Source organism: Ruficoccus amylovorans, assembly GCF_014230085.1.
In the GTDB taxonomy this organism is placed as follows: domain Bacteria; phylum Verrucomicrobiota; class Verrucomicrobiia; order Opitutales; family Cerasicoccaceae; genus Ruficoccus; species Ruficoccus amylovorans.
In genome coordinates this window covers 1-21,814 of the sequence record NZ_JACHVB010000011.1, presented here as the reverse complement: position 1 = coordinate 21,814, position 21,814 = coordinate 1, and the positions used below count along the sequence as shown (strand labels likewise).

General features: G+C 58.4%; 27 protein-coding genes. 21 read left to right on the top strand and 6 right to left on the bottom strand.

What is annotated here, in order from left to right:
* The first annotated feature begins 43 nt into the window (after positions 1-43).
* Entirely contained in the window at positions 44-952 is a 909-nt protein-coding gene (locus tag H5P28_RS00830) for a hypothetical protein (protein WP_185673810.1), read from the top strand.
* A 108-nt stretch (positions 953-1,060) separates the two neighbouring features.
* On the opposite strand, the gene H5P28_RS00825 is transcribed toward H5P28_RS00830, so the two are convergent.
* Together H5P28_RS00825 and H5P28_RS00820 are read right to left on the bottom strand one after the other, a co-directional pair.
* Entirely contained in the window at positions 1,061-1,672 is a 612-nt protein-coding gene (locus H5P28_RS00825) for a hypothetical protein (protein WP_185673809.1), read from the bottom strand.
* A 59-nt stretch (positions 1,673-1,731) separates the two neighbouring features.
* Complete coding sequence (locus tag H5P28_RS00820; RefSeq protein WP_185673808.1) at positions 1,732-2,040, bottom strand: hypothetical protein; 309 nt, start codon at positions 2,038-2,040, stop codon at positions 1,732-1,734.
* 190 nt (positions 2,041-2,230) lie between these two features.
* Here H5P28_RS00820 and H5P28_RS00815 point away from each other — a divergent pair, with 190 nt between their 5' ends.
* The 15 genes from H5P28_RS00815 (at position 2,231) to H5P28_RS00745 (ending at position 14,307) form a co-directional block, all read left to right on the top strand.
* Positions 2,231-2,548 (top strand): hypothetical protein, encoded by a 318-nt coding sequence (locus H5P28_RS00815; protein ID WP_185673807.1) that lies wholly within the window; start codon positions 2,231-2,233, stop codon positions 2,546-2,548.
* Positions 2,545-2,772, top strand: coding sequence for a hypothetical protein (locus H5P28_RS00810; RefSeq protein WP_185673806.1), 228 nt, complete (start codon positions 2,545-2,547; stop codon positions 2,770-2,772). The genes H5P28_RS00815 and H5P28_RS00810 overlap by 4 nt, the downstream gene beginning before the upstream one ends.
* Positions 2,773-2,797: 25 nt before the next feature.
* Complete coding sequence (locus H5P28_RS00805; RefSeq protein ID WP_185673805.1) at positions 2,798-3,376, top strand: hypothetical protein; 579 nt, start codon at positions 2,798-2,800, stop codon at positions 3,374-3,376.
* Complete coding sequence (locus H5P28_RS00800; RefSeq protein WP_185673804.1) at positions 3,373-3,807, top strand: hypothetical protein; 435 nt, start codon at positions 3,373-3,375, stop codon at positions 3,805-3,807. The genes H5P28_RS00805 and H5P28_RS00800 overlap by 4 nt, the downstream gene beginning before the upstream one ends.
* A 3-nt stretch (positions 3,808-3,810) precedes the next feature.
* Positions 3,811-4,353, top strand: a complete 543-nt coding sequence (locus H5P28_RS00795) for a hypothetical protein (RefSeq protein ID WP_185673803.1) — start codon at positions 3,811-3,813, stop codon at positions 4,351-4,353.
* A 3-nt stretch (positions 4,354-4,356) separates the two neighbouring features.
* Positions 4,357-5,418: a leucine-rich repeat domain-containing protein gene (locus H5P28_RS00790; RefSeq protein ID WP_185673802.1), complete on the top strand. Its 1,062-nt coding sequence runs from the start codon at positions 4,357-4,359 to the stop codon at positions 5,416-5,418.
* A 27-nt stretch (positions 5,419-5,445) separates the two neighbouring features.
* Positions 5,446-5,730 carry a hypothetical protein gene (locus H5P28_RS00785; RefSeq protein ID WP_185673801.1) on the top strand — a complete coding sequence of 95 codons (285 nt, stop codon included), beginning with the start codon at positions 5,446-5,448 and terminating at the stop codon, positions 5,728-5,730.
* Positions 5,663-6,046, top strand: coding sequence for a hypothetical protein (locus H5P28_RS00780; RefSeq protein WP_185673800.1), 384 nt, complete (start codon positions 5,663-5,665; stop codon positions 6,044-6,046). Before H5P28_RS00785 ends, H5P28_RS00780 begins: the two co-directional genes overlap by 68 nt.
* A gap of 167 nt (positions 6,047-6,213) precedes the next feature.
* Positions 6,214-6,405, top strand: coding sequence for a hypothetical protein (locus tag H5P28_RS00775; protein ID WP_185673799.1), 192 nt, complete (start codon positions 6,214-6,216; stop codon positions 6,403-6,405).
* Between the two features lie 6 nt (positions 6,406-6,411).
* Positions 6,412-8,640 carry a phage tail tape measure protein gene (locus H5P28_RS00770; RefSeq protein WP_185673798.1) on the top strand — a complete coding sequence of 743 codons (2,229 nt, stop codon included), beginning with the start codon at positions 6,412-6,414 and terminating at the stop codon, positions 8,638-8,640.
* Positions 8,641-8,644: 4 nt separating this feature from the next.
* The gene (locus tag H5P28_RS00765) at positions 8,645-9,838 is read left to right on the top strand and encodes a hypothetical protein (RefSeq protein ID WP_185673797.1); all 1,194 of its coding nucleotides are present in this window, start codon (positions 8,645-8,647) and stop codon (positions 9,836-9,838) included.
* Positions 9,835-11,307 carry a phage BR0599 family protein gene (locus H5P28_RS00760; RefSeq protein WP_185673796.1) on the top strand — a complete coding sequence of 491 codons (1,473 nt, stop codon included), beginning with the start codon at positions 9,835-9,837 and terminating at the stop codon, positions 11,305-11,307. The genes H5P28_RS00765 and H5P28_RS00760 overlap by 4 nt, the downstream gene beginning before the upstream one ends.
* A gap of 87 nt (positions 11,308-11,394) precedes the next feature.
* The gene (locus H5P28_RS00755; protein ID WP_185673795.1) at positions 11,395-11,850 is read left to right on the top strand and encodes an NlpC/P60 family protein; all 456 of its coding nucleotides are present in this window, start codon (positions 11,395-11,397) and stop codon (positions 11,848-11,850) included.
* Positions 11,847-13,823 carry a hypothetical protein gene (locus tag H5P28_RS00750; protein WP_185673794.1) on the top strand — a complete coding sequence of 659 codons (1,977 nt, stop codon included), beginning with the start codon at positions 11,847-11,849 and terminating at the stop codon, positions 13,821-13,823. The genes H5P28_RS00755 and H5P28_RS00750 overlap by 4 nt, the downstream gene beginning before the upstream one ends.
* Positions 13,824-13,842: 19 nt before the next feature.
* On the top strand, positions 13,843-14,307 hold the full coding sequence (locus H5P28_RS00745) for a hypothetical protein (RefSeq protein ID WP_185673793.1): 465 nt from the start codon (positions 13,843-13,845) through the stop codon (positions 14,305-14,307).
* 125 nt (positions 14,308-14,432) lie between these two features.
* Here the strand turns inward: H5P28_RS00745 and H5P28_RS19845 are convergent, their stop codons facing one another.
* Positions 14,433-14,558 carry a hypothetical protein gene (locus H5P28_RS19845; RefSeq protein ID WP_281398086.1) on the bottom strand — a complete coding sequence of 42 codons (126 nt, stop codon included), beginning with the start codon at positions 14,556-14,558 and terminating at the stop codon, positions 14,433-14,435.
* 80 nt (positions 14,559-14,638) lie between these two features.
* Between H5P28_RS19845 and H5P28_RS00740 the strand changes: the two genes are divergently transcribed.
* The 3 genes from H5P28_RS00740 to H5P28_RS00730 are packed head-to-tail and all read left to right on the top strand — an operon-like array spanning position 14,639 to position 16,861.
* The gene (locus H5P28_RS00740; protein ID WP_185673792.1) at positions 14,639-15,142 is read left to right on the top strand and encodes a DUF2924 domain-containing protein; all 504 of its coding nucleotides are present in this window, start codon (positions 14,639-14,641) and stop codon (positions 15,140-15,142) included.
* Positions 15,132-16,472 (top strand): recombinase family protein, encoded by a 1,341-nt coding sequence (locus tag H5P28_RS00735; RefSeq protein WP_185673791.1) that lies wholly within the window; start codon positions 15,132-15,134, stop codon positions 16,470-16,472. Before H5P28_RS00740 ends, H5P28_RS00735 begins: the two co-directional genes overlap by 11 nt.
* Positions 16,469-16,861, top strand: coding sequence for a hypothetical protein (locus H5P28_RS00730; protein WP_185673790.1), 393 nt, complete (start codon positions 16,469-16,471; stop codon positions 16,859-16,861). Before H5P28_RS00735 ends, H5P28_RS00730 begins: the two co-directional genes overlap by 4 nt.
* Positions 16,862-16,865: 4 nt before the next feature.
* Here H5P28_RS00730 and H5P28_RS00725 read toward each other — a convergent pair whose 3' ends face one another.
* The 3 genes from H5P28_RS00725 to H5P28_RS00715 are packed head-to-tail and all read right to left on the bottom strand — an operon-like array spanning position 16,866 to position 20,499.
* Positions 16,866-18,479, bottom strand: a complete 1,614-nt coding sequence (locus tag H5P28_RS00725) for a type I restriction-modification system subunit M (protein WP_185673789.1) — start codon at positions 18,477-18,479, stop codon at positions 16,866-16,868.
* Complete coding sequence (locus H5P28_RS00720; RefSeq protein WP_185673788.1) at positions 18,476-19,582, bottom strand: AAA family ATPase; 1,107 nt, start codon at positions 19,580-19,582, stop codon at positions 18,476-18,478. Before H5P28_RS00720 ends, H5P28_RS00725 begins: the two co-directional genes overlap by 4 nt.
* Positions 19,579-20,499, bottom strand: coding sequence for a restriction endonuclease subunit S (locus tag H5P28_RS00715; protein ID WP_221773319.1), 921 nt, complete (start codon positions 20,497-20,499; stop codon positions 19,579-19,581). The genes H5P28_RS00720 and H5P28_RS00715 overlap by 4 nt, the downstream gene beginning before the upstream one ends.
* 88 nt (positions 20,500-20,587) lie before the next feature.
* On the opposite strand from H5P28_RS00715, the gene H5P28_RS00710 reads away from it, so the two are divergent.
* Both H5P28_RS00710 and H5P28_RS00705 read left to right on the top strand, forming a co-directional pair.
* Complete coding sequence (locus H5P28_RS00710; protein WP_185673679.1) at positions 20,588-20,854, top strand: transposase; 267 nt, start codon at positions 20,588-20,590, stop codon at positions 20,852-20,854.
* A complete protein-coding gene (locus tag H5P28_RS00705) occupies positions 20,848-21,762 on the top strand; it encodes an IS3 family transposase (RefSeq protein WP_185673678.1) in 915 nt (304 codons plus the stop codon). The genes H5P28_RS00710 and H5P28_RS00705 overlap by 7 nt, the downstream gene beginning before the upstream one ends.
* Positions 21,763-21,814 lie beyond the last annotated feature (52 nt).

The window sequence follows — 21,814 nt, the reverse complement described above, 5'->3', positions numbered from 1 at the left end:
TTCACTTTATGCCACCACCGACCCTTAACCAACCCGATTTACCATGGCCAACACCCTCACTAATTTACAGGACATCCGCATCTCGCAGGCGTTTCTGGAAGCTTTCCGCGCCGCCCTTCAGCCCCTCCGCGCGTTCTCCACCGACTTCTCGTCGGAGTTTCTGGAGCGCGGCAAGACCGTCAATGTGCCCGTCGTGGGCAACGCGCTGCCGGTCAGCTCGGACTTCGCGGGCAGCTACTCGCAGAACGCCGACCGCACGGTCACCACCATCCCCGTCGTCTGCAACCGGCACAAGGTGCGCTCCTTTCACCTGACCGACAAGGAAGCCGCCGAGTCGAGCTTCATCAAGCTGGAGCGGCTGGCCGGTTCCGAGGCCAAGCAACTCGCGCAGGACGTACTGCAGGATATCTTCTCCGTCATCACGCTGGCCAACTACGGCGCTCCCGCCATTGCGGCTGTCGCTGCCGAGGCTTTCAACGCCGCCAGCGTGCTGGGTATTCGCGGGGCTTGCGCTCAGGCCAAGATGCCCACCACCGAGCGTTCGCTCATCCTCGACGACTCCTACTACACGGCGCTCTTGGGCGACGACAAGATCAGCCACAGCTACCTGATGCAGATGAGTCAGCCCTCCCTCATGGAGGCCCGCATCCCCCGCATCTACGGCTTCGATGTTTACGACACCATCGTCCTGCCCGACAACGGCGAACAACTGGTCGGCTTCGCCGCCCACCCGGCGGGGCTTGCGGTCGCCATGCGCTACCTCGCGCCGCTCCGGCCCGAGTCCTACCTGGAGTCCGGCCCCGTCAGCGACCCCGAAACGGGGATCACCTTCGGCTACCGCCGCTTCTACGACAACGACTCGGGCAAGGAAATCGTCGCCTTCGAATGCCTCTACGGCTTCGTTACCGCCATCGCCGCTGGCATCAAGCGCATTGTCGGCCCGGCTGAGTAACTTGGGAATACTGCCCGTCGCTCATGACTCGGGGGCCTCATCGGAGACGGTGGGGCCTCTTCCTTGTCACACTTTTACGTCTAACAACAGTTGATTTAGACTCATACCTTATTCGGGAACATAGAACGCAGCAATATCTTCGATGGATCCGATTTTGATTTCAATACGATCAGGGAGCGTCCTTTTGGGGTCGGTTGCAAAAACAAAACGGAATTCCGCTTGATGCGAATACCGATTCTTCTTCATATAAATTAAATGCTCCTGTTTTGATGTTACTGGAGGGCGATTTTCGTCATAATATTTAACGTCACGCGCATAGAAGTCACAACCGGGAATACCCGCTTCATTTGTTGGGAATTGTCTGCGAACCTCGGTCAAAAGCCGATCTCCAAACTGACCTGGATCAGTGATGATAAGGCAGGAGTCGGCATCAAACTCCGTGAGCAAGTCTTCCGAGTAATCAAGGCTAGAGCACCAGATGTAATACTTTAGGTCGTCTCCATCTCTCCCTTTAAAATGAAAGGAAAAATCAACTCCAGGAGCTAGCGAGAAAACCCGTGTGGTCTCATTGTCTTGTTGTCCTTCGGTAAGCGCAGAGTCGTTGTAGGATGTTGCTACCGCGAACGAAACGACTCCGTTTTTCAGAAGTGGTTCTAAGTAACAACGTTTCCCGAATTTGTGAAGAATTGGTGGTGGTGGGCAGGTAGTTTCACGTTCCATACTTTTCCAATAAACACACTTAAATGGCATTCGTCATGCAGATGAATAACTCACCGCTATTAGTCGTTTTTGGACATGGCATGCTTGAATGCATGCCAGCCTTCCATGTCCAAATCATTGTCGCAATATGTCCTCTCCAAATGTAGCAAAAACGCTTCCTTAGCCCTCTCAGAGGCTAGGAGAAGATTGCAACTATCAATATGGTCAGCTGTAACAATCCAACGATCACCATTCCCTCTGGCAGGAACAGTTTTATAAGATCCCCATGCTTTACAATCTTTCACTGACCGATAAAGAGAATACACTTCATCGTGTCCTTCTGGCTCTGCTCCATCAAGCCATGCGATAAAATCTGTTATTGTTTCCATGTGATTATTTATTCTTATAGATTTATTTTTTTGCTAGTGCTGCCAATTACCAAATTGGATGCCAAAAGTTGATTTCAAAGCTTAGACAGAATATCTATGCTCGTCAATGCTCTGTCAGTTTGAAGAACTTATGCCAAATTTGCGTAGGCCGTTTTTTGAATACTCTTACTTTTGACACCCCTTCTTGGGGATGACGCCCAAACAGTATGACCAGTCTGAAGGCTTTGCCGAATTACTCGAAATCGCCGGTACCTCCCTGGCCTGGAACGACCATTCCTTTACAGCCTTGATCCGTACGCTCCAACCGAAAGCGGAGGGCTTCGACCTTACGCCGGGTGACGATAACACCGTGGGTGTTCGTGTCTTCGCCTCGGCGTTTCCCGATGGGCTACCCGTTGCGGGAGACGGCTTTGAGGATGGGCAGGGCACCCGTTACCGGGTGACGCACATCGTTCGCACGCCCGGCGATCTCACCATAAACTTCGAATGCGAGGTGTCCTACGTATGAACGAGCACGAAGAAATCTTCACCCGCCTGCGGGAGATCGAAAAGCGCCTGACCGTGCTGGAGGTGACGCTCTGGGGGCAGACCGGCGAGAACGGCCTGCGTTCGGACATCCGCGACCTCAAAGGTAAAATGGACATGCTCCTGAAATTCTTTTGGGTGACGACGGCCATCCCGCCGCTGGTGGTTGCCGTGCTCGGGGTGCTGCGGTTCCTCGGGAAGCTGTGAGCTGTTTTGACACCGCGCCCGCTGCATGAATGAAGCGCCGTCCAGTCAGTCCCTGCGTCAGTTCGACCGGGCCTTGCGCGAGTATCTGCGGTATAATCAGCGCGAGGCCGGGCCGCTGATTGAGAACCGGGCCAAGAAGGTGCAGTGGGAACTGTACCGGCAGTTCAAGGCCATCGCTCCGACCCGCGACAAGATTGAGCAGGAAGCCGCCGTCCATGGCTACGCCATTCGCCGCCGTCAGGGCACGGACGGCAAGTCCCTTTCCGTGAAACAGGAACTCGCCCTGCGCAAACGGTCGATCCGCTACCTGTCCGTGAGCTACTTGTTTCGGGCCTGGCGGGCGAACCGCGACGGCCAGAACGCCCGCCACAGCGCCACCTCCCGGCGCAACCGCAAGATCGGTGAGGCCCTCATCCGCACGGCCAAAGGCCAGCGCCATCCCTCCGTCCGCATCAGCAGTTTTCTCGAAGGAGTGATGGTGCAGAACCGCCAGCGTAGTCTTGTGGACAAGGCGCTCCGCGCCCAGGCCGCCGACATGAAAACCTACGTCCGGCGCAAACAGCAGGAAGCCCTCAAGCGGACCGTTGGCCGCATCTTCGCATGAAGCTCTCCGAAGTCATCCCCGCCGTCACGGCGCAGTTGCGTACCGATGCCTTTCTGACCGAACTGGAAATCATCGCCAACATTTCTGCCGACCATAACCGGCGCTTGGAGTCGGCCTTGAAGGAGAAGGGACTCTGCCTCGTGCTGGTTCAGTCTTCTGGTTATGCGTCCAAGGCCGACAGTCCCCGGCTGCTTCTACACAACGAGGTGGTGGTATCCGTTCTGGAAAACCCCACTCAGAGTAAGACGGGCGAGAACGCCCTGCAAGTGGCCGAGCGTGTCTTGGAGGCGCTCCATCAGGCCAGTTGGGCGACCGAACGCGGCCTGCGCCACGTCTTGCAAGTTGACACACCCGCCTACGAAGCCGGACCGCTCGACAGCGGCCTCATCCTATACTTCTGCAATTTCCAGGTAAAAACCATCCAGCCCTAAGCCATGCCCAACCCGAATTTACTCCTGATCGGCAGCGGCGATTTTTCGCTCATCACCGGCGCCACAGTGGTCCCCGAGAGCGAAGCCGCCTACGACGACGCCAGCGCGATGTTCGGCAACGTCAAAACCTTTTCGTTCCAGAATCAGGCCGAGACGAAGGACCACTTCGGCAGCTACCGGAGCGTGAAGATTCTCGACCGTGTATTCACGACACAACTACGTCTCGGCTACCTGCTCCAATTGGAAGAGGTCGATGACCGGGCCGTGGAGGTACTTTTTTACGGTGTGTCCGGTGAGTTGACCGGGACCGATCCTGACTATCGGAAAATCAACCCGCTTCAGCGCCCGCAGAATTTGAACGGCTTCGCCCGCCTGCGGGTGTGGGACGACAAGCACGCCCAGAGCCCGCGCCTGATGCACAAGGACTTTTTCTGCAACGTGCGCCTGAACAACCAGCCCGAAGTGGGGGACGAGTGGTTCGGCTACGAGATGAAAGTCGATGTGCTCTCGCCCGTGGGCACCGTTTATCTACGAAAGGACGCCTGAGCCATGAGTGACTTGAACGAACTTTTCGGCCCGGCTGTCGGTTTGCCTGCCAGTACGCCGGGCACACTTGACTCGTTGACCGGCACTGCCACAGCACTGCCTACCGGCGAGCCCCAGCGACTGGTGGAGATGACGGACAGCATTGCCTCCCGTCCCGAAGGCGAACGAGCCCCGCATCTGCGCATGTGGTGCAACCCGGCCATGACGGGCTTTTACCTGGATGGGGTGAGTGTCAGAGAGTTGCACCTGGAAGACCTCGTTTACCTGCGCAGCATCAACCTCTACGGTTGTCCGCTGGAGCGCTTCCCGGCGATCACACATCTGACCGAAATAACGTCATTGGGGTTTTACTATGGGTGCAAATTTCACCGCATCCCCGACCTGAGCCCGTTGGTAAAACTGCAATCTCTTTACCTTGAGGAGGGGACACTTGAAGATGCCTCGGGCATTGAGGGATTGCTCAACCTGCAAAGCCTGAGTCTGGCCTACAACGATCTCACGCAGATCCCGCCTCTTGAAAATCTTACGTCGCTAAGAGACCTGTACTTGCCGGGAAACCAACTGACGGTATTGCCCGATCTCAGTGCCCAGTCCCAATTGCAGCAGGTCAATTGCGAAAGTAACCAACTGACTGCGCTGCCGCCGCTCAATCACCTCACCGTATTGGCCTACCTCTACTGCCAGAGCAATCAGCTCACGGCATTACCGGAACTGACCGGGATGATCGCCCTCAAGAATTTTTACTGTAACGAAAATCAACTGACAGCACTTCCTTCCCTGACGGGCTTGGCTGAACTCTTCTACTTTGTTTGCAACGACAACCTTTTGACGGAGCTCCCGGACTTAACGGGCTTGACCAAGCTGCGCTATGTCAAGGCGCACAACAACCAGCTTACCGCCGAGGCCATTGACGCCGCCCTTATCCAGTTGGCCGGGGCCACGACTGCAAGCAACGGCCAGTTCAATTACTCCGGCAACCCGGGCTCGGCCAATAACCTGCGTTCGACCGAAGCCGCCGCCGCCAAAACCACCCTCACCGGCAAGGGCTGGACCATCACCGTATAGGTCCGGCTGGACCAGCAATGAAAAATTATGATTGAAACGATTCAGGAAAACGACCTCACGTTTAACCGTGCCAGCGCTCCCGAAGACGGAAAAACCGTATGGCGCTGCATCCACGACGGCCAGCGCGTGCTCAGTGCGTTTGAGACCGACGGCCAGACCGACTCGGTTCACGAGATCGTGGATTTTGACACGAAGGAAGCACTGGAGGCGGGCATTGTCGCCCTCGGCCTCGACAACCCGGTTGATGAATACGACCCCGAACAAGCAGCTCAATATGAACGCGAACAACGCCATCATCAGCGGGGGAATTAACCTCGCCGTGCACACAAACGCCGGAACCGAGGAAACGGTTACCGTCCGGCTTCTCAAGATTCGGGAGTTTCCTGATTATCTACGCCTGGTTGACCAGGAGGAACGTCTCGCGGAATTTCTCTGCGACAAGCCCGAGGGCTGGGCCGACACGCTCACGGTGGATTCGCTCTTGGATATTTGCGAACAGGGCCACGGCATAAATTTCAAGAATGCCTGCCGTTGGGGCGAGCGGCGGGCGCAGGTCAACGAAGCGCTGCTTCCCATCGCCGCCAGCGGCAAGGCGGTGGCTCAACAGTTCCCGCAGGTTCAGGGGTAGGCGCAACGCGCCGTAGGGGCGCAGCCCCTCAATCAGATCAAACGCTGAGCGTTTGCGAGCTGTGCGCCGAGTGCGCCTGCATCCTCGGCAAAGGCGTAGCCGAGGTCGCCGCCACGCTGTCCCTGCCGGAACTGCTCTTATTGATAAGGCAGGATCAACAGCGGCGCATGGAGTCCCTGCGCTGGCACACCCAGTCCCGCGCCTTGGCCGCATCCGCCATTTGGAGCAAACCCGCCGCGCAGGCCCTCGGGCGCTTTGAACGATCCCTCCGGATTGACACTGCCAGAACGGAAACCAAGCCCGCCGACTTGCACCGGCTCTACGGTGGCGCGGGCGTGCCTGTCCAACCCTTGCCGTAAACCTTTATGGATTCCCGTGTCAGTGTCCTGATTGATATCCGCTCCAAGCTTGCCGGGCTGGAACAGGCCACGGCAGGCTTTGGCAAGTTGATCAAGGGCGTGGCGGGTTTCGCCGCCGCCTACCTCTCGGTTCGCACGGTCATCAATGGTGCCCGCGACATCATCAAGCTGGGTGCGGACATGGATCACCTCCACAGCCAAACGGGGGTGGCGGTCAAAGACCTCATCATCCTTCGGCAAGCCTTCGAGGACAACGGCATCAGCGCCGACAACTCCCGGCTCGCCATCAACAAAATGCAGAAGTCCCTCGTGGAAGCGAGCGAGGGCTTGCAGGAGCCGGTCAAGGCGTTCGATGCGCTCGGGTTGTCCTACGAGGATCTTTTAGAGAAAAGCCCGACCGAGCAGTTCAGCGAAATCGGCAACGCCATCCGGGCCATTGAAGACCCGGCTGAACGCTCGGCGGCGGCGATGCGGATTTTCGGACGGGCCGGGGCGGAACTGCAAAGTCTGTTCGTCTCCGGCGACATCGACGATGTGGCCCGTTCGCTCGGAGCCATGCCGGAGGTGATGGAGCGCAACGCCCGGCAATTCGAGCGCATCGACACCCTCATGGGCCGCATCCCCAACAAGTCGCGGCAACTCTTCGCCGGGATCGGGGATATGCTGGCGGACGAGCTGCTTGGCCCGCTGGAAGCGCTCAACTCGATCGACCTGACGGCGGCGGGCCAGCGCATCGGAGGTTTTCTCGACCTGGCCCTGGAATCCTTCCGCGACGGCACCTTTGCGCAGTTCATCGGCCTGTCCATCGAAGCGGGCTTCGAGATGGGCACAGACGCGGCCAAGCGCATGATCGACGACGCGCTCTCGTGGCTGGGGGAGGACGGCGAAGGCTGGAAGGTGGTGCTTAACGGCGTCATGACCTTCGGGGTCAAGGCGGCGGAATTTTTGCTTGATGCCCTCAGCACGCCGGTTACGTGGATCTCGGCGGGCTTCCGCAAAATCGGCTCCGAAGCCCGAGTCATCTTTCAGGAAGCGGTCAACCTGATGGGCCGCGCATTTTCCGCTGTGCTCAACACGATTACCGGTGGCTTCGAGAATCTGCTCAACGGCGTGATCGAGCGGGTCAACGCCATCACCGCCGCTCTGCCGTTCACGGACGGCACACAGATCGGGACCGTCAGCTTTGGCCGTGTGGATTGGGGTAACAGCGTTGTCGAACCGGCGCGGGAGTTCAACGAGCTGCTGGACGAACAGCGTGAGGGGATCAAGGTCATGATCACGCTCATCAAGGAACAGTTGAACGCCAGCCTCGAAGCCAGCCGGGACATCATCGGAGTACAAGGGAACGAACTGGAAAACAACATCCAGGCGCTGGACCGCCTGTTGGTTATGATGGATGAACAGGTGGCTAAGCGTGAGGCGATGGGGAACCTGTCTTCTCCGGACATTGGCTCGGCTGTGACTCCTGCCGATGAGTATTCCGGCCAGATGGAGGCGCTGGGTTCCACGGCGACCGACACCTTTAACAGTATCGACAACGCCCTGCAATCGGGCCTGTCCGGCAGTATGCAGGGTTTGATCGAGCGCACGGAAACCTGGCAGGGAGCCCTCACCAATGTCACCGGTACGATTCGCGGGGCGCTCATCCAGTCGTTCACCCAGATGGCCACAAGCTGGATTGCCGAGCGTCTGCGCATGTTCGTCATGGGCGAATCCTTGAAGCAGGCCGATACGACGAGCACAGTGGCCCAAGAGGCGGTCAAGCAGACCGCGATGGGGCCCACCGCCATGCTCGCCTCTATCGGCTCGTGGGGGTCCGCCGCCATCATCGGAGCTGCTGTGCTGACCGCTGTGATGGCCTCGGTCGGCGGCTTTGCTGAAGGTGGCTACACGGGCTTGGGTGGTAAATACGAACCGGCGGGCGTCGTCCACCGGGGTGAGTTCGTGGTGCCCGCCGACGTGGTTGCCCGTCAGGGACCGGCCTACTTTGACAACCTCGTGGGGCAGTTGCGGGTCAACCGTCCCACACTCCCGAGCCTGCCCGGTTTTGCCGAGGGCGGCTTCGCAGATAGCATGACCTCGACACCTACGCAGTCGCAGGCGAGTGGGCAAGTGAACATCGCCGTCACCGGCACCCGCAACGACCTGCGCCGTTTCCTCGAAACCTCCGAGGGCGAAGCCGTCGTCCTCGACATCATGAGCCGCAACAAACTCAGGCTCGGCATCCCCGGCTAAGACCATGCTTCTCGACAACCACACCTTGGTTCCCTTTGCGCCGGACTGGTCGTTCGCGCTAAAACACCGGCAGGCGCACCGCTCGTCGGTGGCCGAGGGCGTGACCGGATTGGAGGAACGCGCCGCATGGTTCACCCAGCCGCGCCGAAGCGGCAACTACACCATCACCACCGATACCGCTGCCCGGACTTTCGCGGTAGAGGCTGTTATTCGGGCTGCGCAGGAGTCGGCCCAAGCCGCCGTGCCCCGGTGGGGGAGGGAGCAGATTGTCGCACAAGTGGCGGGGAATACCGTCACGCTGGAACGTGCTTCTGCCAACATGACTGTCGGGCAATGGGTCGGGACGGCCAGGCCCTTCGGGGACATCTTCGCTGCCGCGAAGATCGCTTCGGTCTCCGGCCCCATACTCACGCTGGAGGAAGCGCTCCCGTGCGTGGAGGGCGAGGTGATCGTGCCCCTCGATCTTGGCCGTATCGAATCCGTGGATACAGAATTAATCGGAGGCAGTGGCCGGGCCTTTGAAATCAGCTTCAAGGGCGCGACCCCTCTGGAAGCGATCAGTGCGGAGTTTGTCTTCACCGAAACGGACACCGAAAGCAACTGGCTTTCGATTTTGGCCAACCTCTACTTCCTGTTCTTCATCGACACCTCTGGCAGCATGGATGCCGACGTGCCCAACGTTACCGCCGCCGCCAATGACCTGAAGGTGCTCCTGCGAGATGTGATCTACGGAGGCGACCAGGAAAAGGCCGACCACTTCGTGCGTGTCCAGAACTGGTCAAGCGAGCGCTGGCTGGACCGACTGGCATACCATGTCTCCGGCGAGGAAGCCGCCCGTTACGTTTCGCTCGCCTTCATCAACGAGGCCAGTAGCGGCTACCACCGCGTACCGCGCGTCCCGGAGAACGAGCCGACCAGTTCGTTCACCACCGACTACAACAATTTTCAAACGGAATACGCCCGTCGTGAGTTTTCCCGCTGCAAGGTGTATTCGGTCGATCCCACCGAAAGCGGTTGGGAGGACGACAACGAGGCCTTCAACGCTCACCTGGCCTCCGCTGTCACGGGCGCGGGCAATTACGCCGACCTTGGCCCGGCGCTGTCCACGCAGTATGTCCTCTATGAAGTGGGCATCCCTTCGGGACGCACGGCCCAGACTTACCTCAACGACATTTTTACCCTCTTAGGCCTGCGATGAACTATCTCGACCTTCCCGTCTTTCCTCTGGTGGCCGACTTGGGCGAGTCGATACGCCGGACGTTGAACTACGAACCGGAAGTCACCGACATCGGCTTTGGAGCCCAACCTGCTATGCCGGTGCAGGCCAATACACAGGAGCGTCTGCAAATCGTCAGCGTGGCCCCGGACGCTGACGCCCTTGATGCGGTGGAGGCGTTCTTCGCGGCCCGAAGCGGGCGCTTCAAAGCCTTTTGGCTGGCGACCGGCGCAGAGGATGTGACGGTACTGAGTGCGTCGGCCACCGTGTTCATCGACACATCCACCTTCTCCGACTGGTCGCACCTGAAAGGGAAGCACCTCGCATTCCGTTCGTTGGACGGCCAGTACGTTTTTAGAAAGATCCTGCTCGTCGAATCCACCGCCTTCGCCACGCGCTCACAGGTTATGCTCGACGAAGCCTTGCCCGCCAACGCGGACTGTTGGCAGGTCTCGCGCCTGCTCTTGGTGCGGCTTTCCAGTGACGAGATTGAATACGACTTCGAGGCCGACAACCATGCCCGCATCCGCTTCACTGGTATCGAACTGACCGAGGAATACGCCGCCCCCAACTCGCTCGCCACCCGCCACCCGGTCTATCTCTACCGCATCACCCGCCGCTATGGGGTGCGCGACATCTACTCCCTGCACCTGACGAGCCACGACACGCCAGTCAACAGTGGCGTCATCTGGCAGCCGGTCCCCATCGACCACAGCGGCCTGTCCGTCTCCACCGAGGGCGACACCGACAAGCTGAACCTCGAACTCTTCGCCTGGGAGGGGAATCCCTTCGAGGATTGGCTGCCCATCCATATCGGCCAGCCTACCGGTGTCGTCTTGAGCCTCGCCCACGTCGATGAAGCCACCGGCCTCGTGCTGGAGGCCCCGGCCATCCTGTTCCGGGGCATCATCGAATCCGTCACTCGGCAGGGCTACACGCTCAAAGCCAAGGCGGTGAGTCCGCTTTCTTACGGTGAAAAGCGCGTCCCGCGCTTCTTCCTCCAAACCCGTTGCAACTACCAGTTATTCGACGGTTCCACCTGCCGCGTGCCTTCGGCCACCTATCGGCTGACCGGCACCATTGAAGCCATCGACACGGACGGCGGGAGTATCTACTTTGAGTCTGCCGCCCTCGCGGACAAAGCCGCCGACTGGCTGGCGGGCGGCTATCTCGAAATCGGCACCGCCCCGCAGGTCGAGGTCCGCACCATCCGCTATGCCGAAATCCTCTCTGAGACCCGCCATCGGCTCTACCTCAACGCCTCCCTGCGCACCTCGCTAACCGGGGATGCCTGCTCGGCTTGGCCCGGCTGTGACCGCACTCCTGATTGCTGCCGTCAGCGATTTGACAACTTCGTCAATTACGGTGGTCACCCGTTCATCCCCTACGAAAATCCGACCCTCAAAGCCATGCCTCTCGCCAGCACTGCCTCCGGCGGTGGCAAGAAGTAGGGCGCAGCCCTACGACCCTCGATCCTTCGGATCGTGATGGGGCTGTGCCCCATCGCGGCCAGAAAGGCCGCTGCCCCCCTTACTATCATGAGACCCTTCTTTAAAAATGCGGAACGTGTGAAAGCGCTGGAAGCGGAAGCCCGGCGCTGGATCGGCACGCCCTTCGTGCCGTTTCAGGGAGTGTGCCAGGGCGGTTGCGATTGCGTGCATCTCGTGCATCAACTGGCCACCGACTGCGGCTTCCCTCACGAACTGAAGCCGCCCTGCTACACGCTGGATGCCACTGCGCACCGGGAGGATTCTCAACTGCGGGGATACCTGGAGAGCATCCCCAATTGCCTCCGGCTGGATGATGGTGAGCCGCTCATGCCCGGCGACCTCGTGACGTTTATGATGGGCCGCGCCCCGCATCACCTCGGGATGATGGTCACCCCGCCCGTATTCATCCACTCGATACGCGGGCTGGGAACCACCTTCGGCCAGTTGGACGATCCGACCTATGCCCGGCGTAAGGATGCCGTTTACCGCCTGATGGAACGATGAGCTTCCTCTTTCGCAGCACGCAGGCGGTGCCCGCGCCGGTCCAGAGCCTGACCAATGTCCAGGCCGAGCGAGTCGCCACCAACGAAGAGGCCCGTCCGCTCCCGTGGGCGGCGGGCACCGTGCGCCTGAGCCTGACTTGGATCACGCCCGCCATCAATCCGCAGGCCATTCCTATCACGACCACTTACCAGAGCGGCAAGAACAGCACGTCCACTGCCACGGTGGGCTATACCTATCAGGCGGGGCTGGCCGGGGCGATTTGCAGCGGGCCGGTGGATGCGTTGCACGCCATCTACATCGACACGGTGAAGGTCTGGGAAGGCCCCCTTACCGCCGTGGCCGGACAGTTCGCGTTCATCACGCTTCCCAATTACGGACAGGCCCGGTTCTACTGGGGCAGCGACAGCCAGTTGGCCGATTCGCTGCTGGAGCCACTGGGCCATCCGGCTTACCGGGGGCAGTGCTACGTTGTTTTCGATCCGCTCATCTTTGGACGCGACCGAACTAGCGCCCCGCAGGTCGAGTTCGTCGTCACGCGCCGCACGGTCATCCCCGGTTACGCCAATCCGGACCTTTCCGGGGACGTGTGTCCCATCCACGCGGCTATCGAGTTGGCCACCCACCCGCGCTACGGCCTCGGCATCTACCTGTCCGACTTCGACGGCAGTGGCGAAGAGACCTCTGCGAAACTCGTCGAGGCCGACATGGGCATCTCGCCCCTCATCAACAACGCCCAATCCCTTCCGCAATCCCTCGCAGAAATACTCGGTTATTTTGACGGATTCCTCTACCAAAAAAACGGCAAGTATCGCTTCGGCTCGGCCTCGCTGCAGGTGGATTTTACGAATGCGCTGATCATCGACACCGCTGACCAGACCGATTTTCCCGAAATCGACAGCGACGCCTTCAGCCAGGTGAGCAGCGAGACGCGCCTCGTGTACACAGACCGGGACCGTGAGTTCAAAGAATCGGTCGCCATCCACCACGATGCCGCCGCTCATGCCCTCAACGGTACGCAGGAGCCGGTCACGTTCCAGCAGCGCTGGATCACCCGTCAAAGCGTCGCCAACTCCCAAGTGGCCAAGGGGGGACGACGAGCCGCGCTGCCCGAAGTTGGCGGCAAGGTCATGGTGCATTACTCGAAGGGCATTGGGCTCAATCCCGGCGACCCGATCCGCCTGCGTCCCTTTCCGCAGGCGAACTACCTGCTCAACTGCCGGGTGACAGGTATTGCCCACCGCCGCAGCGACGACGCCGAATTGGAGCTTCAATTCGTGCTCGACGTGGCGAACCAGGTCTCCGGAGTCACGCCCGCTCCCTACACGCCGCCCGAGCAGCCGACTTACGACGCCGACCCCATGCCCTTCGAGGCGATGTTCATCCTGCCCGCCGAGTTATCGGGTGTAGTGGAACCGGAGGTTGCCCTCGCGCACCTGGGCGCTCGGGAGCACAGCCTCATCACCGGCTACAACGTTTTTCATTCCGCCGACGACCTGAGCTATGCCTTCCTCTCACAAGCGCGGTTCTTCGCCGTCACCGGCACGCTGACGGCCGATTTGCTCGAAGATGGGGTGGATGCCGTGATTGACGCCCACGCCGTTGACCGGGCCACGCTGGCCACGCAAACGCCGGAGCAGGCCGACGCCGACACCGTGCTCATGTTTCTCGGTGATGAAATCCTGTCTGTCGAAGGCTACGTGGTGGGCGCGGACGGCACCGCGACGCTGACCAACCTTCGGCGCGGGCGCTTCGGCACACTGGCCGTGGACTACGAAATCGGGGAGCGGGCGTTCCTTATCCGACGTGAGCACCTGCATGTGCTGCGCAAGGACGCCTTTGTTCAAAGCAGCACGCATTACTTCAAGTCCACCTCCTACACCATCGCCAAGGAACAGGACATTGCCATTGCCCCCGTCCTGCTGCTGGAGATCCCCGAACCGGAGCCGCCGGTTGACAGCGAGCCCGAGGAGTAACTTCAACCCAAGGAACATTATGGACCCGGTCATAACGGAAATGGCGGCAAGCGCCGTCGCAGGCGGACTCTTTCAGGGAGTTTCCGAAGTCTTCAAGCTCGGTCAGGGCTTCATCACCACGTTGCGCGATGTGGCGATTTCCAACAACGAACAGGCCCGCAAGAATGCGGAGCTGAACAATGCCAACGCCAACGACGCCGCCAAGCGCACTCAGCCTTGGCTCACTGCTACGCTGGCCATCATCGTGATCGTGGCGGCGTTCCTGCTGCCGTTCATCGCCGGTTGGATGGACATGCCCACCCAGATCGTCAGCGACGAGGAACCTTTCTCCATGCTCTGGGGCCTGATCACCTTCGGCGGCGGCAAGATCGTCACGCAGGCTCAGGGCTTTGTCCAGGGACCGGAGTTCTGGAGTACGGTCCGCATGGTCGCTGGCTTCGTCTTCGGCGTGAAGGCCGTCTCCACTGGCAGCCGGTTGTTCTGAGCAATCGCGTTCTCATCTCTCTACAGGCCGGAATGCCCCCAGCATTTCGGCCTGTTTTGTGTCCGGGCCGTGCGCTCCTCGGAACTACCATTCATGTGGTTGACAGATCCCGAATGGGTATGAAGTCACCCCGGATCTACGGCCATGTTGCGGAACTGACGCCTGAGGAGCGTTTTTTGGAAATCCGCGACCTTTTCCTCGGGGCGCTCCGGCGTCTCCACGCCGAGGGAAAATTGTCTCAAGTTGCTCATAATAAGCTGGATATAGATCCGAAAGAGAGCGTCCATGCGTCCCGTTGATTAACACTTAACCCCTTGAAGGAGAAGAAACTATGAACGCAAAAACAAGAGACGCAATCGCCGTGCTGGAGGACATGAGTGTGGGCCAGTTGCGGGAACGCTACCTGGAGGTGTTCGGGGAAATTGCCCGAACCCGCAATAAGCAGTTCCTGCGTAAGCGGGTGGCCTGGCGCATTCAGGCGCTTGCCGAGGGAGACCTTTCGGCACGCGCCCGCCGCCGCGCCGAAGAGATTGCCAACGACGCGGATTTGCGCATTCGCGCCCCGCGCCAAGTGACCACGACGCTGAACACGGAACGCATGGTTACGGCTACCGTCCAGCCGGGCCGCGACCCCCGCCTGCCGATGCCCGGAACTGTATTGAAACGCAGATATAAGGGGCAGGTCATCCGGGCGATGGTCCTCGACAACGGATTCGAGTGTGGCGGCGAGGTTTTTGAGTCCCTCTCCGCACTCGCCACCCATATCACCGGCACGCGTTGGAACGGCTTCCAGTTCTTCGGATTGCGCCAAAAGGGAGGTACCCATGAAGGCTGAATCTTCCACTGCCGCGAAGCCGGTACGCTGCGCGATCTACACGCGCAAGTCCGTGACCGAAGGGTTGGATCAGGAGTTCAACACGCTCGATGCCCAGCGAGAAGCTGCAGAGGCTTTCATCGCCAGCCAGCGCCACGAGGGCTGGGTGGCCTTGCCGGACGAGTTCAGCGACGGTGGCTTCACCGGCGGCAACATGGACCGCCCCGGCATCCAGAAACTGCTCCGGGCTGTCGAGGACGATGAGGTGGACTGCATCGTGGTCTATAAAATTGACCGTCTTTCCCGTAGCCTACTGGACTTCGCCCGTATCATAGAACTTCTCGAAAAGCACAATTGCTCCTTCGTGTCGGTGACCCAGCAGTTCAATACCAAGAACTCGATGGGACGGCTGACGCTCAACATCCTGCTGTCCTTCGCCCAGTTCGAGCGCGAGATTATAGCCGAGCGTACCCGCGACAAGATTGTTGCCGCCCGCAAGAAAGGCAAATGGACCGGAGGCTACCCGGTGCTCGGCTACGACATCGGCAAAGATAAAAAATTGGCATTGAATACCGATGAGGCCGTGACCGTCCGCCAGATCTACGAGTTGTATATTCGACATGAAGCGGTGCTCCCGGTGGTGCAGGCCTGCCGCCAGCACGGCTGGCTGACCAAGGCCTGGATTTCTGGCAGTGGCCGCAGAATGGGCGGGCAGCCCTTCAACAAGCCCCGTCTCTACAGCCTGCTGACCAACCCGCTTTACTTGGGCAAAATCCGGGCCGGAAGCGAACTGACCGAAGGTGAGCATCCGGCGATCATCGACGATGGCGTTTTTGCCAAGGTGCGGTCCCTGCTGGACCGCAACCGGCGCAGTCGGGGAGGGAATGTCCGCAACAAGCATGGGGCGCTCCTGAAGGGCCTGCTTTATGACGCCAAGACCGGTTACGCCATGGCCCACACCTTCACCAAGAAGGGCAACCGCCTCTACCGCTACTACGTCAGCACGCAGGCGGCGAAAGAAGGCTGGGAGACCTGTGCGGGGGCATCGTTTCCGGCCAGCGAAATCGAATCCTTCGTGGTGGAGAACATCCGCCAGATGGGCAAAGACTCCGAGTTACAGCAGGCTGTGCTGGAGGAAACGGATGCCTTCGACCAGCCCGCCCAGAGGGAGGAATTGCTCGCCGCAATGGCGAGTTTCGACCCCTGCTGGAATGAGATGGCTCCCCGCGAGCGCACACGGCTCGTCGAATTGGTCATCGAAAAGATATTGGTGGATTCGGAGGCCGGGAAATTGGCCATCCAGTTCCGGCCCTCAGGCATACGAACCCTGTTGAACGAAGGTAATTCATGAGCACGCTGGTTTTGGATTTTCACTGCCGCACCTCGGACAAGGGGCGGATTCGCATGAAGCGCGGCAAGGCCCCTGCCCCGGTCGAGGTTGGCAGCATCCCCCGTATCTCCAAGCTGATGGCACTGGCCATCCGCTTCGACCGCCTCCTGCGGGATGGGGTAGTTAAGGACTACGCCGAATTGGCCCGCCTCGGCCACGTCACCCGCGCCCGCATGTCTCAGATTATGGGCCTGCTCAACTTGGCCCCGGATATCCAGGAGGAAATCCTCTTCCTTCCCAAGACCGTCAAGGGCCGCGATCCCATCAGCGCTAGAGAGGTCATCCAGATCGCGGCTCAAGAGGATTGGAACGAGCAGAGATTGAGCTGGGGAAAACTCTGCTCGGTATGATCATTTATTCCCCGGGCAACGGCGGTAGTCCAAGTTCTTTGAGGAAAGCATTGTGCTTGTCGCGTGCCGCACGAATTTTCTTATCAAACGACACGAGATCCTTATTTACCGTCTTCAGATCAATCTCTGGCTCGGGAATGGCTGTGCTTATGTAGCGAGAAATATTGAGATTGTAGCCATGGCCCTCAATCTCATCCATCTCGACTCGGCGTGAGTAGCGCTCCTCCTCCTTGCGATACTTGTAGGTGTCGATGATCTTCTCGATATGCTCTTCAGCCAAACGATTCTGGCGTTTGCCTTTTTCGAAGTGTTCTGCGGCGTTGATGAAGAGGACGTCATCGGGCTTCTTGCACTTCTTGAGAACAAGAATACAGACAGGGATACCGGTTGAAAAAAACAGGTTGGGAGGCAGTCCGATAATCGTGTCGATGTGACCATCTGTCAGTAGCTTATGGCGGATTCGTGCTTCCGCACCTCCCCGGAAGAGCACACCATGAGGGAGAATGATGGCCATGACACCTTCCTCTTTGAGGAAGTGGAAGCCATGCAGGAGAAAGGCGAAATCAGCGGCGGATTTAGGGGCCAGACCGTAGTTTTTGAAGCGTACGTCTTCGCCTAATGCCTCATTGGGGGTCCAGCGATAGCTGAAAGGAGGATTGGCGACAACCGCATCGAAATAGGGTTTCTTGGCCGGGTTAAGTTCCCTCAGAAACTCCCAGTCGTTTGTCAGGGTATCGCCGTGGAAGATTTCAAATTCAGAATCCTTCACCCCATGGAGAAGCATGTTCATACGGGCAAGGTTATAGGTGGTGATATTCTTCTCCTGCCCATATATTTTGCCAATGCCATGCGGTCCCATGCGGTTTCGTACATTGAGCAACAGCGAACCAGAGCCGCATGCAAAGTCCATAACACTCTCCAGGTGCTCTTTGGGGCCGGTTGAAGGCTCCTGGCTGTCGAGCGTAACGATGCCAGAGAGGATTCTTGAAATCTGCTGCGGCGTGTAGAATTCCCCTGCTTTCTTGCCAGAACCGGCTGCAAACTGACCAATCAGATATTCATAGGCATCGCCCAGTGTATCCGAATCGGTGGAGAACTCCATCAGCCCTTCGGCAATCTTTGTGATGATGGTGCAGAGCTTGGCATTGCGCTGGAGATAGTCACGGCCCAGCTTCTCCGAAGCCAAGTTGATCTCGGAGAACAATCCTTGGAAGGTGCTTTGGAAGGACTCGTTCTCGATATAACTAAAGCCCGCCTGCAGGTTGTTGAGCAGTTCATCGTCGTGAGTGCGGGCCATTTCGGCAATGTTGCTCCACAGATAGCGGGGCTCGATCACGTAATGGACTTTGCGGCGCATCTGCTTCTCAAATTCAGGGGCGTCATCCAGATTGCACTCGTACCAGATTTGCAGGGGGGATGTGCCGGGCTGATCGCTGTTATCCGGGTAGTCCGTCCCCAGTTCCTTTTGGGCTGCCGCCACGTAGTTGTCCGAGAGGTAGCGCAGAAAGAGAAAGGACAGCATATAGTCGCGGAAGTCGTCCGCGTTCATGGCCCCGCGCAGTTGGTCGGCTATGTCCCAGAGGATTTTGCCCAGTTTTCTTTGGTCTTGGTCGGTCATGATGCTTGTGGCGCTTCAGTTTCGCTGGGAAATAGGTCAGGATTAAAGGGGTATCGGGTAATGAAGTCGTGCAGGATTTTTCTGAAATAGCGTTTATTTTCCTCCAGCATTTCCTGCGGCTCGTACAGAGAATAATTGCTGTGGCTGAGAATGTTCACGAGACGTGTATGAAGGACCCCGTCTTCATCGTCATCGTCTCGTTTTAGGCAGGCGGAAAAGTTCTGGTAGCCGTGAAAGCTCGCCGTTTTTTCCAGAATCGAGCGCAGCATGTTGAAATGGTGGGTATAGAGTTGCCCGCTCCTTTCCGCCTCGTAGAGCTGGGCCAACGCTGCGACATGGTGAAAGAACGGGGTATTCCCTGTTTCGCGAAGGACATAACTGCCGGTTTGCCTGTCGCAACTCAGGAAGTACTTCTGGGCGCGGGTCAATTCGTTGCACAGCACGTTAAAAAACAGCGTGTGGTGGGTTGAAATGACTGTCCTGAGATTACGGTCCGACTGCTTGAGCAGTTGGGCCAGATTACTCGCCACAGTGATGGCGTTGTGCTCGTCGAGAGAGGAAATCGGGTCGTCGATATAGATGTATTTGACCCAGTTGTACGCCCCAGAGCCATCGTCGTCGATGACGAGTTGAACTATGGCCAGGAAGAAGCACCAGATGAAAATATTTTCCTCTCCACGGGATACCTTGATGTTGTCAATGACCTCAGTGGTATCCCCGACAATGACTTCTCTGGAAAAGCGGACGACCCAGGCGTCTGTGTCTATTTTGAAGTCGAAGTCCGCGTAGCGGTCCAAAAAGGGACGGATGCGGTTATCCATTTCCACCTCTTGAAGCCCGTCAAAGAAGCTGGAGTCCGAGTTTATTTTCAAGACCCGCTCGCTGTCGCCATCCAGATCGTTGTCCCAAGAGAAGAGGTCCTCGGTGAAGGCATTAAAATAGAGGGTGTCCCGTTCATCTCCCTGTTTCCCGAGGTCCTTGAAGGCTGTTGAAAGGCGCGTCTTGCCCGTCCCGTTGTAGGCATACAGGAGGGTATATTTCTTGTCCTCCTGCCGCAAGTGGGTCGCCAGTGTATCCAGTCCGGTGAAGGTGGCTGCGCTCATGCGTCAATTTCCTCCGGGATTGGAAATAGCTGTTGCAGCAGTCCCTTCTTATGCTCCTTGAGTGCATCCACTTTTTCGGATTGTACGGCGATCTGATCGTCAAGAGAGGAAAGGCAATTGGCGATACGTTGTTGCTCATGGAGAGACGGAATCGGAATCTCAATGGATTTTATTATCTCGCCTGACAGGTTCCCTTGCCCACCTTGAAGATAGGTCGAGGTAATCCAGTCCTTCTGAAAGCTAAGGTATTGGTAAATGTAGCCATTGCAGGCTTTTGATTTTAAACAAAGTATCGCTTGGTTTATAGCTCCATTAATTTTTGCAAGTGAAACATCCCCACTATTGGCCCCATACAATGCCACCAAGACATCTCCTCTATCTATGAGTTTCGCTGCAGAATTTATGAGCCCATCGTTAGTTAAAAATAGCTCTGTTTGGTTTTTACCGATTTCCGCTGATCTAATAAAAGGAATCTCTCCTCCGTAGTAGTTTGGATTCGATGTGCTGGGAGTGCCTCCGCTAAATGTCTTACATAGACTGCCGATAGCTTTCGCTGCCCACTTGCTAGTGTCTTTGAATTCGGGGAAGCGCAGGCGGGGGGTGGTTTCGCCTTCGCGGGGAAAGAGTTGCTGCATGAGGCCCTTTTTGTGGGCCTTGAGTGCGTCGAGTTGCTCGCTTTCGGCAGCGATCAACTCGTCCAACGAAGCTAAGCAGTCGGCAATTTTCTGTTGTTCGGAAGGGAGAGGGGTTGGGATTTCAACGCCAAAGAAACGTCCTCTGCTGATATTCAGCAGGCCATTGCTGCGTGCTCCGCTTGTGATGTGCTTGGCAAGCTGTTTCCCGTGCATATTCTGCTCGAAGCAGTTCTGAAAAAAGGTATCTGAGTAGCCTTTTTTCAGTCGAAAACAAATAAACACGTTTGGAGCAGCGACCTGCCCCTGGCGTGACCTCCTAGAATCGTACCATTGCGTTTGAGACCCTGGCGGGTAGAACCCGACCAGAAGTATGAAACGAAAGAGATACACCGAAGAGCAAATCGTGGCGCTCCTGCGCGAGGCAGACGAAGGCCGCAGCGTGGACGATGTTTGCCGCGAGCACAATGTGAGCAAAGCGAGCTTCCATCGTTGGAAGAGCAAGTACGGACAGATGGAGCTGCGCGATGTGAAGCGTCTGAAGGAGCTTGAGCGCGAGAACGCCGAGCTGAAGAAACTGGTGGCCGACCAGCTTTTGAACATCAAAGTACTGGAGCAGGTAAACGCAAAAAAATGGTAAGCCCGGGGCACAAGCGCGAAGCGGTGCGCGAGGTGGCCGAGTCGGGAACGTGCTCGTTACGGGCCGCCTGTCGGTATCTTCGTCTGCACTGGTCGAGCTTCTGCTACCGGGCTAAAACCGCCACCGACAAGATGGTTCGCCTCGTGCGTGCGATCATCGCGGTGAGCCGGACCAACCCGCGCTACGGTTATCGTCGCGTACGAGCGCTGCTGGCCAACGAAGGCTGGCAGGTCAGCCGCAAGCTGGTACAAAAGGTACGCCGGGCTGAAGGGCTGGGCGTGAAGCCGCCGCGCCCCCGGCAACGGCGTCAGGGCAAGTCCACCGGCAAGATCCCGACCGCGGCGACGCATCCGCGGCACGTGTGGAGTTGGGACTTCGTGGCGGATCGCACCGACAATGGAGCGCCTCTGCGGGTGCTCAGTCTGATCGACGAGTTTACCCGCCAGTGCATCAGCCTGACGGTGGCTCGCGGGCTGAAGTCAGCCGACATCGTCGCGGCCTTGGACAAAGCCATCGCCAAGCACGGTGCTCCCGAGCACATCCGTTCCGACAACGGGCCGGAGTTTATCGCTACGGCGACCAAGGACTACCTGGAATCCAAACGCATCAAAACCCTCTACATCGAGCCGGGCTCGCCCTGGCAAAACCCTCACGTGGAGAGCTTCCACAACCGCCTGCAGGACGAGTGCCTCAAGCAGGAGTGGTTCCTCTCCCTGACCGAAGCGCGCGTCGTCATCGAAAACTGGCGACGCAAATACAACAGCCAGCATCCGCACAGCCGTTTGGGCTTTATATCCCCCGACGCCTTTGCCAAACTCTGGCATCAAACCAAGGCAGTGCTTGGCTCCGTTCGCCCTACGGGCTCACTGCACCAAGCACTCCCGCAAACCATAACCCAACCAACATAATCCTACCCAGCCAGCGTCTCATCGCTCTGGTACGAAAAGTGGGGGCCGACCA

Excerpts from the sequence above, each read along its gene's own strand:
- H5P28_RS00830 (WP_185673810.1), top strand. The coding sequence starts at position 44 with ATGGCCAACACCCTCACTAATTTACAGGACATCCGCATCTCGCAGGCG.
- H5P28_RS00825 (WP_185673809.1), bottom strand. The coding sequence starts at position 1,672 with ATGGAACGTGAAACTACCTGCCCACCACCACCAATTCTTCACAAATTC.
- H5P28_RS00820 (WP_185673808.1), bottom strand. The coding sequence starts at position 2,040 with ATGGAAACAATAACAGATTTTATCGCATGGCTTGATGGAGCAGAGCCA.
- H5P28_RS00815 (WP_185673807.1), top strand. The coding sequence starts at position 2,231 with ATGACGCCCAAACAGTATGACCAGTCTGAAGGCTTTGCCGAATTACTC.
- H5P28_RS00810 (WP_185673806.1), top strand. The coding sequence starts at position 2,545 with ATGAACGAGCACGAAGAAATCTTCACCCGCCTGCGGGAGATCGAAAAG.
- H5P28_RS00805 (WP_185673805.1), top strand. The coding sequence starts at position 2,798 with ATGAATGAAGCGCCGTCCAGTCAGTCCCTGCGTCAGTTCGACCGGGCC.
- H5P28_RS00800 (WP_185673804.1), top strand. The coding sequence starts at position 3,373 with ATGAAGCTCTCCGAAGTCATCCCCGCCGTCACGGCGCAGTTGCGTACC.
- H5P28_RS00795 (WP_185673803.1), top strand. The coding sequence starts at position 3,811 with ATGCCCAACCCGAATTTACTCCTGATCGGCAGCGGCGATTTTTCGCTC.
- H5P28_RS00790 (WP_185673802.1), top strand. The coding sequence starts at position 4,357 with ATGAGTGACTTGAACGAACTTTTCGGCCCGGCTGTCGGTTTGCCTGCC.
- H5P28_RS00785 (WP_185673801.1), top strand. The coding sequence starts at position 5,446 with ATGATTGAAACGATTCAGGAAAACGACCTCACGTTTAACCGTGCCAGC.
- H5P28_RS00780 (WP_185673800.1), top strand. The coding sequence starts at position 5,663 with ATGAATACGACCCCGAACAAGCAGCTCAATATGAACGCGAACAACGCC.
- H5P28_RS00775 (WP_185673799.1), top strand. The coding sequence starts at position 6,214 with ATGGAGTCCCTGCGCTGGCACACCCAGTCCCGCGCCTTGGCCGCATCC.
- H5P28_RS00770 (WP_185673798.1), top strand. The coding sequence starts at position 6,412 with ATGGATTCCCGTGTCAGTGTCCTGATTGATATCCGCTCCAAGCTTGCC.
- H5P28_RS00765 (WP_185673797.1), top strand. The coding sequence starts at position 8,645 with ATGCTTCTCGACAACCACACCTTGGTTCCCTTTGCGCCGGACTGGTCG.
- H5P28_RS00760 (WP_185673796.1), top strand. The coding sequence starts at position 9,835 with ATGAACTATCTCGACCTTCCCGTCTTTCCTCTGGTGGCCGACTTGGGC.
- H5P28_RS00755 (WP_185673795.1), top strand. The coding sequence starts at position 11,395 with ATGAGACCCTTCTTTAAAAATGCGGAACGTGTGAAAGCGCTGGAAGCG.
- H5P28_RS00750 (WP_185673794.1), top strand. The coding sequence starts at position 11,847 with ATGAGCTTCCTCTTTCGCAGCACGCAGGCGGTGCCCGCGCCGGTCCAG.
- H5P28_RS00745 (WP_185673793.1), top strand. The coding sequence starts at position 13,843 with ATGGACCCGGTCATAACGGAAATGGCGGCAAGCGCCGTCGCAGGCGGA.
- H5P28_RS19845 (WP_281398086.1), bottom strand. The coding sequence starts at position 14,558 with ATGAGCAACTTGAGACAATTTTCCCTCGGCGTGGAGACGCCGGAGCGC.
- H5P28_RS00740 (WP_185673792.1), top strand. The coding sequence starts at position 14,639 with ATGAACGCAAAAACAAGAGACGCAATCGCCGTGCTGGAGGACATGAGT.
- H5P28_RS00735 (WP_185673791.1), top strand. The coding sequence starts at position 15,132 with ATGAAGGCTGAATCTTCCACTGCCGCGAAGCCGGTACGCTGCGCGATC.
- H5P28_RS00730 (WP_185673790.1), top strand. The coding sequence starts at position 16,469 with ATGAGCACGCTGGTTTTGGATTTTCACTGCCGCACCTCGGACAAGGGG.
- H5P28_RS00725 (WP_185673789.1), bottom strand. The coding sequence starts at position 18,479 with ATGACCGACCAAGACCAAAGAAAACTGGGCAAAATCCTCTGGGACATA.
- H5P28_RS00720 (WP_185673788.1), bottom strand. The coding sequence starts at position 19,582 with ATGAGCGCAGCCACCTTCACCGGACTGGATACACTGGCGACCCACTTG.
- H5P28_RS00710 (WP_185673679.1), top strand. The coding sequence starts at position 20,588 with ATGAAACGAAAGAGATACACCGAAGAGCAAATCGTGGCGCTCCTGCGC.
- H5P28_RS00705 (WP_185673678.1), top strand. The coding sequence starts at position 20,848 with ATGGTAAGCCCGGGGCACAAGCGCGAAGCGGTGCGCGAGGTGGCCGAG.